The organism is Lysinibacillus sphaericus OT4b.31 (assembly GCF_000392615.1).
In the GTDB taxonomy this organism is placed as follows: Bacteria; Bacillota; Bacilli; order Bacillales_A; family Planococcaceae; genus Lysinibacillus; species Lysinibacillus sphaericus_B.
The window spans coordinates 4,040,374-4,056,057 of sequence record NZ_KB933398.1; the positions used below are offsets into that span (position 1 = coordinate 4,040,374).

The 15,684-nt window shown below is 37.3% G+C and carries 13 protein-coding genes and 1 pseudogene; 2 read left to right on the plus strand and 12 right to left on the minus strand.

Translation table 11 applies throughout. The annotated features are described in order from the left end of the window. Positions 1–51 precede the first annotated feature (51 nt). Positions 52–1,575, minus strand: a complete 1,524-nt coding sequence (locus H131_RS18730; protein ID WP_268891049.1) for a malate:quinone oxidoreductase — start codon at positions 1,573–1,575, stop codon at positions 52–54. Positions 1,576–2,086: 511 nt separating this feature from the next. Between H131_RS18730 and H131_RS18735 the strand changes: the two genes are divergently transcribed. Further along, the gene (locus H131_RS18735; RefSeq protein WP_010860698.1) at positions 2,087–2,578 is read left to right on the plus strand and encodes a hypothetical protein; all 492 of its coding nucleotides are present in this window, start codon (positions 2,087–2,089) and stop codon (positions 2,576–2,578) included. A gap of 186 nt (positions 2,579–2,764) precedes the next feature. Here the strand turns inward: H131_RS18735 and H131_RS18740 are convergent, their stop codons facing one another. The 7 genes from H131_RS18740 to H131_RS18770 all read right to left on the minus strand — a co-directional run bounded on the left by H131_RS18740 (position 2,765) and on the right by H131_RS18770 (position 11,712). Beyond that, the gene (locus H131_RS18740; protein ID WP_010860699.1) at positions 2,765–3,043 is read right to left on the minus strand and encodes a hypothetical protein; all 279 of its coding nucleotides are present in this window, start codon (positions 3,041–3,043) and stop codon (positions 2,765–2,767) included. Positions 3,044–3,290: 247 nt separating this feature from the next. Then, the gene (locus H131_RS18745) at positions 3,291–4,088 is read right to left on the minus strand and encodes an MBL fold metallo-hydrolase (RefSeq protein WP_010860700.1); all 798 of its coding nucleotides are present in this window, start codon (positions 4,086–4,088) and stop codon (positions 3,291–3,293) included. Positions 4,089–4,480: 392 nt separating this feature from the next. After that, positions 4,481–6,400, minus strand: coding sequence for a helix-turn-helix domain-containing protein (locus H131_RS18750; RefSeq protein ID WP_010860701.1), 1,920 nt, complete (start codon positions 6,398–6,400; stop codon positions 4,481–4,483). Positions 6,401–6,731: 331 nt separating this feature from the next. Continuing rightward, positions 6,732–9,071: an RNA polymerase recycling motor HelD gene (gene helD / locus H131_RS18755; RefSeq protein WP_010860702.1), complete on the minus strand. Its 2,340-nt coding sequence runs from the start codon at positions 9,069–9,071 to the stop codon at positions 6,732–6,734. A 373-nt stretch (positions 9,072–9,444) separates the two neighbouring features. After that, positions 9,445–9,783, minus strand: coding sequence for a cupin domain-containing protein (locus H131_RS18760; RefSeq protein ID WP_010860703.1), 339 nt, complete (start codon positions 9,781–9,783; stop codon positions 9,445–9,447). Between the two features lie 28 nt (positions 9,784–9,811). Beyond that, entirely contained in the window at positions 9,812–10,795 is a 984-nt protein-coding gene (locus H131_RS18765) for an ABC transporter substrate-binding protein (RefSeq protein WP_010860704.1), read from the minus strand. An 86-nt stretch (positions 10,796–10,881) separates the two neighbouring features. Beyond that, positions 10,882–11,712 (minus strand): helix-turn-helix transcriptional regulator, encoded by an 831-nt coding sequence (locus H131_RS18770; protein WP_010860705.1) that lies wholly within the window; start codon positions 11,710–11,712, stop codon positions 10,882–10,884. 426 nt (positions 11,713–12,138) lie between these two features. Here H131_RS18770 and H131_RS25540 point away from each other — a divergent pair. Beyond that, positions 12,139–12,340: pseudogene (locus H131_RS25540) on the plus strand (transposase); the annotation flags it as partial. A gap of 108 nt (positions 12,341–12,448) precedes the next feature. Here the strand turns inward: H131_RS25540 and rlmH are convergent. The 4 genes from rlmH to H131_RS18790 form a co-directional block, all read right to left on the minus strand. Further along, positions 12,449–12,928, minus strand: coding sequence for a 23S rRNA (pseudouridine(1915)-N(3))-methyltransferase RlmH (gene rlmH, locus H131_RS18775; protein WP_010860706.1), 480 nt, complete (start codon positions 12,926–12,928; stop codon positions 12,449–12,451). 90 nt (positions 12,929–13,018) lie between these two features. Continuing rightward, entirely contained in the window at positions 13,019–13,183 is a 165-nt protein-coding gene (locus tag H131_RS23930) for a CxxH/CxxC protein (protein WP_010860707.1), read from the minus strand. Positions 13,184–13,353: 170 nt separating this feature from the next. Continuing rightward, positions 13,354–14,649 (minus strand): S1C family serine protease, encoded by a 1,296-nt coding sequence (locus H131_RS18785; RefSeq protein ID WP_010860708.1) that lies wholly within the window; start codon positions 14,647–14,649, stop codon positions 13,354–13,356. 246 nt (positions 14,650–14,895) lie between these two features. Then, positions 14,896–15,684, minus strand: a complete 789-nt coding sequence (locus tag H131_RS18790; protein ID WP_010860709.1) for an MBL fold metallo-hydrolase — start codon at positions 15,682–15,684, stop codon at positions 14,896–14,898.

Consider the following 15,684-nt stretch of genomic DNA (forward strand, 5'->3'; position numbering starts at 1 on the left):
AAAGAACCTTCAATCCAAAGACGGATGAAAGGTTCTTTATTTTTTATTTGATTAGTTTTTGTTTAGACCAAGTACTTGCGCTGTAGAAGCATGCACTTCTTCAAGAAGCTCTGGGTTTTCCACTAATGCGATGCCATAAGAAGGAATCATTTCTTTTAACTTTGGTTCCCACTCTTTTACCTGCTGAGGGAAACATTTGTTAATCACTTCAATCATAACTGGCACGGCAGTAGATGCACCTGGAGAAGCACCTAGTAAAGCAGCAATGGAACCATCGGCCGCACTGACCACTTCGGTACCAAATTGAAGCGTTCCTTTACCACCAGCTTCAGTATCTTTGATTACTTGTACACGTTGACCCGCAACGACAATATCCCAATCATCGCTCTTCGCAGTCGGGATAAAGTCACGCAACTCTTCCATACGTTGATCTTTCGATAACATTAATTGTTGGATCAAGTATTTTGTCAAGCCCATTTCTTTCACGCCTGCCGCCAATAATGTGGTAATATTATGCGGTTTTACAGAAGCAAATAAATCCATATTTGAACCTGTTTTTAAGAACTTCGGTGAGAAACCAGCGAACGGTCCAAATAGTAATGATTTTTTGTTATCGATAAATCTTGTATCAAGATGTGGTACAGACATTGGTGGCGCACCAACTGCAGCTTTGCCGTATACTTTAGCATGATGCTGTTCCACAATTTCCTGGTTGTTACATACCATGAATAATCCACTAATTGGGAACCCACCGATATGTTTGCCTTCAGGAATACCTGATTTTTGTAATAACTCTAAGCTTCCTCCGCCTGCTCCAAGGAAGACGAATTTTGCTGTATGATATTCCATTTTACAGCCATCCATATCATGTACTTTTAACTCCCATGAGCCGTCTTTCGTACGTTTAATGCTTTCGACACTATGTTTGTAGTTGATATCGACGTTTTGCGTTGTTAAATTGTCAAAAAGCATACGCGTTAAAGCACCAAAGTTAACGTCTGTACCCGTGTCAATTTTTGTTGCCGCAATCGCTTCATCTGCTGGACGGTCTTCCATAATAAGTGGAATCCATTCCTTTAGTTTTTCAGGGTTATCGGAAAATTCCATCCCTTTGAACAGCGGATTATTAGCCATCGTTTCAAAACGTTTTTTCAAATACGCGACATTTTTTTCGCCTTTTACCATACTCATATGCGGTAATGGCATGATAAAGTCTTCTGGATTTTGGATGAGCTTACGATTAACAAGATATGACCAAAACTGCATAGAAACCTGGAATTGTTCATTCACATTAATGGCCTTGCTAATATCGATCGATCCGTCTGGTTTTTCTGAAGTGTAGTTAAGCTCGCACAATGCTGCATGCCCTGTTCCCGCATTATTCCATTCGTTCGAGCTTTCTTCTCCGGCGTTTGCAAGTTTCTCAAACACGGTAATATTCCAATCTGGTGCTAATTCTTTGAGCATTGTCCCCAAAGTCGCACTCATGATTCCGGCACCAATTAAGATGACGTCTGATTTAATTTGTTTGCTACTCATTTTTACCATCCTTATACCAATATTCGCAGAAAGAATGTAGGCGCTCCTGCTTAGGTGTTTCAGCAAGCTAAGGAGTAAATAGTCACATACCTTTTCTGTCTTAACAACCTCATTGTGTATTACAATTATTCTTACATTAGAATCGCCTCTATTATATAACAGTTGTTATCTATTTAAAAGGTGATAAAGAGTAGGAAATCCGCGCAAACTATTCTATGGACATACAAAATCAAAGCCTTTTCGCAAAGAGTTAAGCTTTGACTTGCCCTGCTAGTCTATTACTTGTGAATACGTGGTAGGATTCACAGTTACGCGAATATTTTCTATTATTTAAAAATTGATTATTTGCCAGCTCCCCTATGTAATGATTTATGTAAAATATAATTTCATCCTTTATGTTTCATCTGTCACCCATATTGGATATGTTACATACTGTACTAAAGGTACTCATTTTACGATAGATTGAATTCAAATCAAATTATTTTTCCATTTAGATAAACATGGCTTACCAATGATCGTTTGAGATTTTATAAAGAAAGGAATGGCTATGGTAAATTTTATATCTTTTCGTGGGATTGTTACACAGATGAATGATTTTACAATCGGGCAAAATGGGGAAGGAGAAGGATGTTATAAACTACTGACGGTAGAAGATGGTACTGGTGGCATCGTCAATTTTGTGGTCTCACCTTCTACTTACTTTGTAAACCAAGAAATTGTGTCTCTTGGTGATTTTATTACTGGCTATTATGATGGCGATGTACCTGTACCTATGATATATCCTCCGCAATATCGAGCAATTATCGTTGTAAAGGAAAACAACAATCAAAATGTGAAAGTAGACTTTTTTAATAGCCAATTGGTGAGTAGTGATGGTCAATTACAATTAAATCTGTCTCCCTATACCCCTATCTTACTTAAAAATGGGCAGCCTTTTTCAAAAAATCCTGCTAATCGAAACTTAATTGTCATCTATGGCCCAACTACAAGGAGTATTCCTGCACAAACTACGCCGTATGAAATAATCGTCTGGTGTTAGCTAAAAAACACGTCTCTCATCTGGGCAACATATCACTGAAAGTCGCTATAACTAGGTTCTCTGAAAGCCAACTATATAGGTAAACCAGAAAATGAAACGGCTTGAGTCCATTATAAGGCTCAAACCGTTTCATTTATTTCGACTGTCAAATTGACAGCAAGTTTCACAATGGCGTAGGTCATTGCCTTACTGCTTTTTTACGTTCTCTCGCATGTCGTGTAATTGTTGCTTGATCTCCTCTAAGTATTCATTATTTTGTTGAACTGTATCCAGATGTTCACCATATTGTTCTGCATTGAATCGAGCATTTTCTGCATGTTCTATTTGATCGAAAGCATGCTCAATCGCTATCTCCTCCGGATGTGACTTTGCATGCTTCAGCAAACGCTCTGCCTTTTGAACAGAGTTGCTAAACAGAGTACTTGGATGATCCTGTTTCCAGCTTGTATCTGAGTGCTTAGCCAATTACGCCTCTTCCCTTCTGTGCCAATTAGATAAATATCTAGACATAGTATCGTAAAATGTCCTGAAAATATGCACGAATTAAGGAACGTTTTAATGAATTCTTGGACTATTGATACATCATCTAAAGAAAGAGTAATTTACAATCAAAAAACAGCCTAACTTATTATTTAGTCAGACTGTTTTCCCCAGATAAATCGCCAATTTATTAAGTACTTTCTTCGAAATCATATTTGTCACAATCTTTTTCTTAAAATTCTTGATTTGCCATCTCCTTATTGTTAGTATGAATTCCTTTCATACCTTCAAAAAATGGATACTCCTTACTTAAATATCTTTCTAACTCTCCGTTATCATGAAGTAGTTGATTTAAGTAATACTTCGAACAGTTTATCCTTTTTTTAATTTCCTGTAAATTTTGTGTTGTAGTACCATGTCCAGGTATGTGCGTTGTTATTTGATGATTAAGCAAAATATTTTCAGCTTTATTGACAGTATTCACATAGTCTTTATAGTTGCTGAAAATAAACGGAAACTCAATTTCTGACAAGTAATCTCCTGAAAGAAAAAGACCACAGGGCTCAATCACTGTAAACAAACCATCATTTGTATGACCAGGTGCTTTATAAAATGTCATGGTTACCGAATCCAAATCTAATTTTTGTCCATCCTCTGAAACAACAATATCTACTGTTGGATATATGGGTGTATAGCTTCTTTTCAAATAATATTTCTGGTCAAAATTTTTAATTCTTTCTATGCTTTCTTCTTTGTCTAGATTTTCATCAAATTCTTTAGATGCGATTACCTTAGCTGCTGGAAAGGCACCAGATCCAATAATATGGTCAAAATCACTATGTGTGTAAATAATATAAAGCTGTTTATCACCTATAATCTTGTTTATATAGCGCTTAATTTCTTCAACTTCATTTGGTAACCAATTAGGATCTGTCATAATTACAGCGTCATTAGTTTGAATTATTGCCGATGTAGTCATATATAATGCACTTTGAAAAACAGTAATATTATCTTTCTGGAATTGAATCATTATGAACCTCTCTTTTCCCCTTGTTATTAATACATATTTTTCTCATTCTTATTCAAAAATGGGTAGCTTTTAGGGTATCTACTAGTTTATTAAACTATTCTAAATTTGTTCATTCCCCTTCTATCTCCATAGTTCGAGCAGTATTGTTAAATTCCTTCTTTTAGAAAAAAGAATGCGCAATCAAATATAAATTTCGCATTCTTTGAGTTTTTTCTATTGATTACAAGCATTCATTACGATCGGGGCCATTTAAACAACTTTTAGAAGGACTGCTGCTTGAATTCCACCGGAGTTAAATAGCCCTGTGTCCCGCTTTCAATACCTTAAACATCGCTTCAGCCACTGCATTATCATAAGGGCAGAAACGGTTGGTATGACACTTTTATTATCCCTTATTGTGTACTTTTAAAAAGATTTACAACTTCCTCTAACTGCTGCTCTAAGGAAATAGGGTCATTAAAATAGTAAGCATCTTCATCTATAGGAAATACCCTATTATTTTTTACAACCAGAAGACTCTGATATAAAACATTTTCCTTTATTTCTTGTTCTAAGTTCTCTGAAATAAACAGATAATCCCCTGCATATTCAGGAAGCTTTTCGAGTGAAAGTGAGTAATAGCCTTCTTTACTATCAATTGCCCCTTGTTGAATAATATCTGGCGCTTTCAGGTTAAATTCTTTGTAAATGATTTCCCCACCTCTACCATAAAAATCTCCAAACGCCCCAATTGATTTAGCAGTTCCTCCAAGAATGGAAACCTTTTGATCACTTACAATCCCTTGAATGGATGGTTTATATTTTGCTATTTTTTCATCCCAGTTGGCAATCCACTCCTGTGCCTTTTTTTCTTTCCCAAGTATTTCTCCATACTCAAGTAGTTGCTCTCTATAATCTTTATCACCGTACTTAATAGCAATTGTTGGTGCAATTTTCTCGATGTTATCTAGATTTTCCATATTATCTAATGTAAATATTAAATCAGGCTTCAAATCTACTATTTTTTCCAATGATGAACTATCTCCATAGCTTTCAACACCATCAATTTTCCCCTCAAAGAATGGATTACTTAATGCTCGATCTGACATACCAACGGGTGTTATACCTAACGCTAGGAGATAGCCAACATGGTTATTTGCCACAACTATAATACGTTGAGGATTTTTTGGAATTTCCACTTCCCCATTTGCCCCTTTATATGTATAGGTTTCTATATTTGTTGTTTCACTTTGACCTTGAATAACTGCACCTGTATTCGTACTCCCCTCGTTCGAACAGCCACTAAATAATAAAGTAAAGCACAACAATAATGTTGCTAGTAAAGATGCTTTTCGACCCTTAAACATCAATAAATCTTCCTCTCCACCATATTGATAATGATTATCACCATCAATCAAACTATAATGGTTGGAATTTTTATTCACAATGGAAAATCCGTACCTATGATATGGAGAATCTAATACCTTTTGCTTTTCAAGTGTATGCTTCTTAAAGTTCCCTGGTGTCACACTTGTATACTTTTTAAATGTACGATTGAAATAAAACTGATCTGAGTATCCTACATGCTCTGCAATTTCTTGCACTGTTGCATTTGTATACAAAAGCAACTTCTGTGCTTTTTCCATCCTTACCTTTATTAAATATGCTATCGGGCTTTGTCCTGTCTGGTGCTTAAATGTTCTAGATAAATACTGTGCACTATAATTCAAATCTTGAGAAAGTGATTCCAGCGTTATCGGCTGGTTATATTTTTGCTGTACATAGCCCATTACCTGTGATGATAAATCAGATTTTTCTATTTTGTTATTTTGTTCATATACTTGATGTTGAAGTTCATATACGAAGCGATAAAATATTGATTTTACATGTAGTCTTTCCAAAACGCCTCCCTTCTGCCATTCCGTATACATAAGATTAACGTTTTCGAACAGGGTAAGTGGATACTTTGGAGTAAATCCATAATGTATTTGAAAGGGGCTATTGTACTCCAGCAGTTGCATCAGCTTCTTACTACTGTATAAAGGAAGTCTCGCCTTATAGAAAATTATATAATATTCAAAATGGTTATTGGCAGTAATTTCAATGTGCATGCCCTTACCGCCATGCATAACATGAAATGGCTTTACTATTTGTACATTACCATCCAACGTTATGTTAGCACTACCATTCATCGCAAACAAAAATGCACTTGTCGGTAAACGATAGGTTGGTAGCTTTTCTCCATCATCCATTATGAAATAGCGAACATCTAGCACCTTAATTGTTGCATGATCCCACAGCACTATGTAGTTATGTATTACCTCGTTGTCCATTTTTTCTCCTCCACATTACGATGATGCCTAATTGATAATCGTTATCAATTATAACATGAACATTCCTTCTTTTAGAAAAAAAGAATGCGAAATCAAATATAAATTTCGCATTCTTTGAGTTTTTTCTATTGATTACAAGCATTCATTACGATGGAAGCCATTTATTTTTTCTAACTTCCACCCTTACTTTTGATACGGTTGAGCGTAATGTAATTAAATGAGGTTTAAGTTAATTATAGTCGTTAATTAAAGATCATCATTTTCTTTCATTACTCGCCATTTTATTGACTTTGACCCCACTATTAGAAAATGTTTTTAAAGTTCAATGAGGTCAAATTTGAATGAGGCTTTCCTGCAAAGCGTTGTGCAAAAATGGGCTCGGTTCACCTACGCTATAAAGCTGCAAATCATGCATCGCTCTGGTGCAGGCAGTATAGAAAACTCTGCGCAGGCTCTCATCACCATATATTAGCTCCGATGCATCATAGATGATGACAGCTTCGAATTCGATGCCTTTGGATAAATACGATGGAATGATAACAACTCCTTGTTCATACTCAGGTGAGCCATTTTTTATGAGCTTAATATCTTCAATATTGGATAAGGCTTCATAAGCACGCTTGCTTTCCTCGGCTGATTTGCATATTATGGCAATACTATTATAGCCATGTCTTTGCAAATCTTCGACTTTAGACGCAATGCAGCGGTGTAATTCTGCTCGATTAGACAATTGTGTCAGCACAGGCACCCCGCCATCACGTTCGAAAGGAACAATCTGTTCGCCGTTAGGGACTAGTTTACGTGTAAATTCGATGATCGGCTTTGTGGAACGGTAACTGCGCGTCATGTTGATTATTTCCGTTTCATCCTGTCCGTATATACTGCTAAGGATGTGAAAATCCGCCATTTCACTGGCATGTGCGAAAATCGCCTGATTAAAATCACCTAGCACAGTCATCCTCGCAGAAGGAAACAATCGCTTTAAAAACTCAAATTGAAATGGTGAGTAGTCCTGCGCCTCGTCAACAAGTATGTGCTTTATCGAACGATTTGTCTGAAAACCTTGGATCAACTCTTTCATAAATAAAAACGGAGTAGCATCTTCGTAAAATAATTTGCCTTCGTCTAGCATTTCTAACGTCACTTGACAAATATCCTCCCACTCTGCGGGTGTTTCCCCCTCTATCCACTGTTTGATCTGCACGGGATCTGCAAAAAGCTGCTTGTAAATCTCCTTAATGTCGATAAAATGAAACGCTTGGATTCGTTTTCGCAACGACTTCAATTTATGATGAACAATCAATCGTACAAGTGTTTCAGGTTCCATCTCATAATCAGCAATCGCTTCTCCTTCAAAGCCTCGCTTTTTCGCTAAGTAGGTATGTGCCTTATGGTAATCCTCGTTGCTAAGCAGCTCAATTTCTTCCTGTACCCACGGCTTCGTCCGTTCGATTTTTTCGGCTTCTTTAATTTGCTGTATGAGCCATTCCTTTAACTTTTCAAGTCTATTATGGAAGTTGATCGAGGTGTCGCTGTTATAAAATCTTTCTACAATTTGTTGGGCGGTAACAATCGGCTTTCCTCTGAAGTTAATGCCCTTGAATAGCATGCCATTTAACTCAAGCGACTTTCTGTAGGACTTGATGACCTCAAAAAAACGGCTAGATGCTTTGAATCGGATGCCCGTCACTCTTGACCTGTGCGCAGGAGTATTCACTGCAGTTAAAACATATTCTAATTGCTCGTAGGAATTTTCAACCTGAAACTTTTTACTTAGCCGATGATCCAAGTATTCCTGAAATGTAACCTGCTGCATATTTTCTTCGCCGAGTTCCGGTAGTACATTGGACACATAACTGTTGAACATTGAATTAGGTGAAAATAAAATAATTTGATCTGCATTCAGACTATCTCGATATTTGTAGAGCAAATATGCAATTCGCTGTAAAGCGGCAGATGTCTTACCACTGCCAGCTGCACCGTGAACAATGAGCAGCCTCCTGTGGTCATGACGGATAATCCGGTTTTGCTCCTGTTGAATAGTAGCTACTATACTGTGCATATGTTTGTCTGTACCTTGACCAAGAACCTGCTGTAAAATCTCGTCTCCAATAGTGAGACTGGTATCGAACATAGATTGAAGAACACCTCCGCGGATAAGATATTGCCACTTCTTCTCCAACTTCCCTTGGATTATGCCTCCTCCTGGTGTTGCATACTGGGCAGGACCGGGCTGGTAATCGTAATAGACACTGGAGATAGGTGATCTCCAGTCGTAAATAAGGAAATCTTCGCCACTTTTATCCATAAGCGAAGAGATTCCAATATAGATTTGTTCCTGAGATGACATTCCCTCTTCTATGAAATCTATTCGGCCAAAGTAAGGAACCTTCTGCATACGGTGCAGCGTAGATAATCTCTTAGATGCATGTTTGTGGGTGCTTTGGCTTACGGACAGTGCTTGTGCTTCTTGTCTTAAGCCGATGACAGTCTCAAGAAAATCGTCGAAGGTATCCATGTTCACCTTAATTTCATCCCAAAAATGTTTGCGAATATTGACCACTTCGTTCTTGCGCTGCGAAGTTTCTTCCTTCAATCTGCTAATTTGCTCTGTAATGGTCTCCATTACATTGTCCACTCGTTTTTGCTCCTGCTGAAACTCCGAATTCATAGCATTCACTCCTTAAAAATATAAATGTAGGGGTTGACTAAAGAAAAAAAATACTCTATAATTAAAATAGGGATAATATACTCTTTTCATTTATATAGTGTCTATCTATATAAATTTACCACGGGTTCACATTTTTTTCAATGTATTGGACCTGATTTCTATTTCTATAATTAAACATATATATAAATGTAAAAACACTCCTATAAAGCGGCATTTAGGGGTGTTTTTTAATATCTGCTTATTACTAAAAAAGCATCGTTCTAAAATCTAGAACGATGCTTTTTCTATGTTTTGTATAAACCTCACTTACTTATGATACGGTTCTTTGTGATACTAGTAACAAACACCAGATTCAAGTAGCATTGGCTGCTGTTTATTCGGACTCAGTACCGCCAGAGTTTACTGCGCCTTTAGGCTCCACCAACATGATATGGCATTCCTTTTCGGCGAAAGGCTTTTGTTCGGCTCCTCCTGGAACAATAAACATCTCTCCCTTGGAAATTTTCACCTGACCATCACGAAAAGCAATGAACATTTCTCCTTCGAGCACAATAAATACCTTATCGGCGCCTTGATGCTCGTGCCATATAAAGTCACCAGCAATCTTAACCAGTTTGAATTGAAAATCATTTATTTCACCAACGACTTTCGGAGACCAGAGCTCGCTTAATTGAGATAGATTCTCATTGATATTAATAACTTGGTAATGCATATTCATCTCTCCTTATTTTTTCGACTTTTTAGAATTTGTGCAGGGCATCTGTTATATTTTGCAAAGCGTATTCAATAGCTAATGGGCCACCAGTAATAGCAGAAGTGTCCATTAAATGGACATTACCTTTCTTTACGGCATTTAGATTATTCCATACATTACTTTGTTTTAAGTCATTCATTAATTCTTCTTTTTTTGTAATGTCACCTATAAGGAAAATATGGTCTGCTTGAACAGTTGAAATTCCTTCAAACGTAGTAAATTTATTATTATTACCTTTTAATGTATCATCTGGTGTAAGCCCCAGTCCCTTTTCTTTATCAAACGCAAGTGTATAAACAGGATTTGCTTCCCCTAGAACATTAAAAGTTTTTCCATCCCAAGACAATATAAGTGCTACTGACTCTCCATGAATCGGCTTTAATGCTTCACGCCTAGCTGTGATTTCTTTCATCATTTTATCAATTACTTTTTCCGCTTCGTTTTCCTTTCCAATAATCTCAGCCACTGTACGGAGTCCATATTGCCAATTTTCATAGATATCCTTGGATTTTAACGTAATGACTGGCGCAACTTTTTCTAGTGAATCATACAATTTTTCATGATGTTCTGTTGCTAAAATATAATCAGGCTCAGTAGATAGCATTTTTTCAATACTAGGAGACAATTTATCTCCTAATTCTTCAGCTGAATCCAATTTTCCTTCTAAATAAGATAAAGAAGATAGATACTCTTTTTCAGTAGTAGCAGCAGGTGGCTCACCTAATGCAACTAATATTTCAGGATAAAAATACCATAGCGAGTCCACTTTTTCTGGCTTTTTCTCGATAATAATTTCTTTACCTAAGGCATCCTTAAATGTTCTTGGCCAATCAGTTGCATCTACATTAACTGCTGATGTAGATACGCCTTCTATAGTTGATCCTTTATTTTCAGCAGATGTTTCATTACAACCTGCTAGTATGCCTGCTAATAATAGCATTGAGATTAGCAGGCCTTTAATCTTTAGCATACGAAATTCCTCCAACATATTATTTTCTTTGGTATGTCATTAGTATAGTAAAGTAATTTTTAGATTAGAATGGATGCTTGTTGAAATTAGCATGGATTATTGATGAACTTCTCTCGATATTCAGTAGGAGAAATACCAAATTGTTTCTTGAACACCCTACTAAAATAAAAGGGGTCAGCAATTCCAACAGTTTGCGCAATTTGTTGTACAGGTGCATCACTTGTAAATAGCATTTCTTGCGCCATGTTTATACGATATTTTAATAAATATTCTGAAGGTCCCATACCTGCATGTCTTCTAAATACATACGAAAGTCGATTTCGATTAACGTTATTTTGTTCTGCAAGTGATGTTATTGTAAGGCTTTGATAATAGTATTCATGAATATAATTAGATACCCGTTCGAATAAAGTATGTGATTCACAGCAGCTTTTTTGCCTATTAACAACACATAATAAGGCTTCATTCAGTACCTCGCGAAACAGCATTTCGGTCTGAAACATCGAAATGCCTCCACGCTGATTATATACATGCCAAAGACGCATAATTAATTCGATAAGACGAGGAGATTGTCCTGTTGGTAATTCAAAATGCTGATGAGAAAAGCTTGACTCTTCTAGTTCTGAATTACATATCCGATATAAAACAAGTATATATTCCCAATTGGTGTTACCAAAAATTTCTTGAGCTAGTTTCATTTTTGCACCCCCATGCACAACTTTTCCTGGCGAAAGGATATAAGGCGTGCCATTAAATTGAAATTGTGTCTTTCCTGTAAGTGGAAAAACAAATCCAGGAAAAGAATCTGTATAGTCAGCGTAAGGCACACCTGAATTTCTAGCATATCGATATACTCCTTCTACTTGAAAAGGAGTGTGTGCTAAATGCTCTGCTAACTGATTAACATCGATTTTCACATTGCATACCTCATTTCAATAATAGTTTGCCGGTAATCTCGAGATCATCATTGTACATCCTGTGCAGCTCTTGACCACAAACAGCACATACGATTCAACAAGCTACTGTTCAAGCTAGAAGGCATTGGCATCGAGAACCGATTTTAAGGTCAGTTCCCCTTCCTCTTCACATATCCCCTGAACTATGGATTGAGCCATTTCTTCTATATTGCTCATCATGCTGCTATGAATCTATCTATTAGCGGCCATAATCCGAGTCTCTTCCTTTAACTGGCTCGGATTCAATCAAAAATCTGCGGCTGAAATGCGGAAAGGTGGGCATGAAGACTCTCGCCTATTTTTACATTATCGATAATGATTATCATTGTCAATCTATGACTAAGAAGAGGCTGAGACAAAACCCCAATAACAGGAAAATATAGTACAAAGCTTTCAGAAGAAAAAACAGGGGTTGCCATCTATCGACAACGAAAAATCAATGTAGAACCCGTTTTTGGATTCTTGATGGCTAATTTGCGTCTCGCTCTTCTCTGCCAGTGGAAAATCAAATGTTGAAAACGAAGTAGACCTTGCATTAATGGTGGTCAATCTCCAAAAATACACGGGTATCCACAGAGAAATAGGGTAGAGAAAATGGGAGAACTCATTGAATCCAGAAAAAAAGAGAACTCGAATGACATCGAATTCTCTTTTTCTTGACTATCAGCTAGTTATGTCCCAGCCTTATAAACCTCATTTACTTATGATAAGGCTCGCCCTTCATAATTCTAAAGCTTCTATAAATTTGCTCGATCAACACAAGCTTCATCAGCTGATGGGGCAATGTCATTTTGCCAAATGATTGCTTTTCGTCGGCACGCTTCAATACATCGTCGTGTAAGCCGAGAGAGCCACCTATTACAAAGGCGATTTTACTTTTCCCATACGTCATTAATGACTCAATATCTGCAGCCATTTCTTCGGAAGTTTTCATCTTGCCGTTGATGGCAAGGGCAATCACATATGTGTCTGGACCAACTTTAGAAAGTATACGCTCGCCTTCTTTTTTCTTGACGATTTCCATTTCCGCATCGCTTAGCTGCTCGGGTGCTTTTTCGTCTGGCACTTCAATTACATCCATCTTTGCGTAGCTACCTAGACGCTTTATGTACTCGTCGATTCCCATTTTTAAATACTTTTCTTTTAGTTTCCCGACTGATACAATCGTTATATTCACACGTTATCCACCTTTACAATTCATTTACAAACAACTTATCCACAAAAGTTATCAACATATCCACAAACACTTCCTATATATTGTGTAAAGTTATTTCCTTGATACAATATATTCTGCTGGCTGTTCACAGTAGTTGCATTTTGTGGATAACTTTTTACCCTCTTCGATTTTATCCATAATTGGGAATACTTTTTGCTCTGCCACGAACATGTCTAAAGCGTGTTCTATATGCTTTTCACAGCTGTATTTTTCCATTTTTACTTGACTCCTTATTTTCCGAAATTTCCACAAACTTATTCACAAATCAGTCTATGTTATCCACAATCTATTGTAACAAAGGAAAAGCGAGTAGGAAAGAAAAGGCTTTCTTCCACTACTCGCTGTGTAAAGTTTCTATTCACAATTTTCTAGTTATCCACATCACTTTATAGTGTATCACTATTTGTTAGTGTTAATGATAGCTCTACTAATTTACCTTGACGATATACTTTCATTGTTAAATCATCACCAGTCTTTTTCTCATTATACAAATGCTTTCTTAAATCAATGGCTGTTTCAATTTTCTCCCCATCCATTTCCACAATAACATCATATTGTTTTACTCCTGCTTTAGCTGCTGGGGAGTTATCCATTACCTGCGTAATCACAACACCTGTTGTCACTTCTTCTGGTAATTTCAACGTTTGTTGTTGGTAGAATGCCGGTACTTCTGTTAAATCAGCTAACGAGATCCCCATTGTTGGACGTTTCATTTCACCATTTCGTTCTAGCTCCTCAATAATTGGAATTGCTGAGTTAATTGGAATGGAGAAGCCTAGCCCTTCGACAGATGATTCAGCAATTTTCATGGAGTTAATGCCGACCAATTCACCCGCTAAGTTAACTAATGCACCACCACTATTACCTGGGTTGATAGCCGCGTCGGTTTGTAAAACTTCTTGCTGCCAATCTTCCGTACCATCTCCATTTAAGTCGACTGGCACCGAACGATCTTTACCAGAAACAACACCCGTTGTAACAGAACCATAAAAATCTAAACCAAGTGGATTCCCTATAGCAATTACTGTTTCACCTTGTTTTAAGACATCTGAGTTACCGAACGTTGCAACTGTTTTAACATTTTTAGAGCTAATTGAAATAACAGCTAGGTCTGTCCAAACATCACGGCCCACTAGTTGAGCCTCTTCTTTCGTGCCATCCGCCATTGTTACCTCTAACTGTTTTGCCCCTTGTATAACGTGATTGTTTGTTACGATAAAGGCTTTGTCGCCCTCTATTTTATAAACAACACCTGAACCGCTTCCTGCCTCTTGTGTTGATGTCGAAGGTGGACTCCAAAAGCCGTTGCTTGTCACTTCTTGAATATTGGTAATTCCCACAACAGCCTCTGAGGCTTTTTCAACCGCTGCTGTGACGTCTGTTGTTACTTCTGTTGCTACCTGATTAATGGTTGTGTCATTTTTGTCTGAGCCGTTTGTTGTTGTTCCTGGCATTTGATTGACAAGTCCAGGTAGCATTAGCCAAACGAGTAAAGCGCCAATAATGACACCGATAAGACCGCTGAAGAAGTAACCACCCTTACCACCGCCACCTTTCTTTTTTAAACGTTTTGACTGCATTTCTCGCTCCTCACGTTCGAGTCGCTCCTGTAAAGGTGACTTCTGTATTTCATCATTATTTAGAAAATCACTGTTTTTATCGTTATCTTGAAAATTACTCATCGTCCTCATCCTTCCATTGACTGCTATTTGTTAATTGTTACCCTTATCTTACGATTCAAACATTAAAATCAGATGAAAACTAAATAAAATGGACATAAAAATAGCTGTTCAATGCATTTACTTAAAAATGCGATTGAACAGCTTTTCTTTTTAGAAGCCTCTGGTAAATCAATGTTTGATTTTTGTATTTGTTATGAGCATTGACTGAGCCTCCGGCACGCCAATTAATCATCATTGGCCTTTATGTTAAACGGTTACTAACCTTGTTGGCTCTTCCGCGTCTGTATCAAATAAATGAACATATTCGCCTGCTATAATACCGCATGATTGCAAGGTTTGCGTTACGCTCATGCGCGCCAGCTCTTTCATGTTGTTATCCTTACTTAAATGTGACAAATAAATATTAGTCTGCTTTTCAAAAACGACCTCACTCATGGCAATAGCTGCATCCTCATTTGACACATGTCCTACATCACTTAAAATGCGACGTTTTATCGACCATGGATAACGCCCCATTTGTAGCATATTGACATCGTGATTACTTTCAAATACAAAGGAATCTGCCCCACGAATAATACCTTTCATACGATCACTGACATAGCCTGTATCGGTAATAATAACAAGTTTACGCCCGTCCTCATGAAAAGTATAGAACATTGGATCTGCGGCATCATGTGATACGGCAAAGGATTCAATCGACAATGAGCCAAAATGTTTCACAGTATCCATTTCAAACTCGAAACGTTGCTCTACTGGAATTTCACCTACGAGCCCATCCATTGCCTGCCATGTTTTGGCGTTTGCATAAATTGGTACACTATATTTTCGTGCCAATACACCAATTCCTTTAATATGATCGCTATGCTCATGTGTTACCAATATGCCATTTAGCTTTTTCATATTACGGTCGATTTTTGTAAATAGCTGCTCCATTTTTTTACCACTAAAGCCTGCATCGACGATAAATGCATAATCGTCGTTCTCCACGTAAATCGAATTGCCTGTACTGCCACTTGCTAAAACACTAAATCGCAT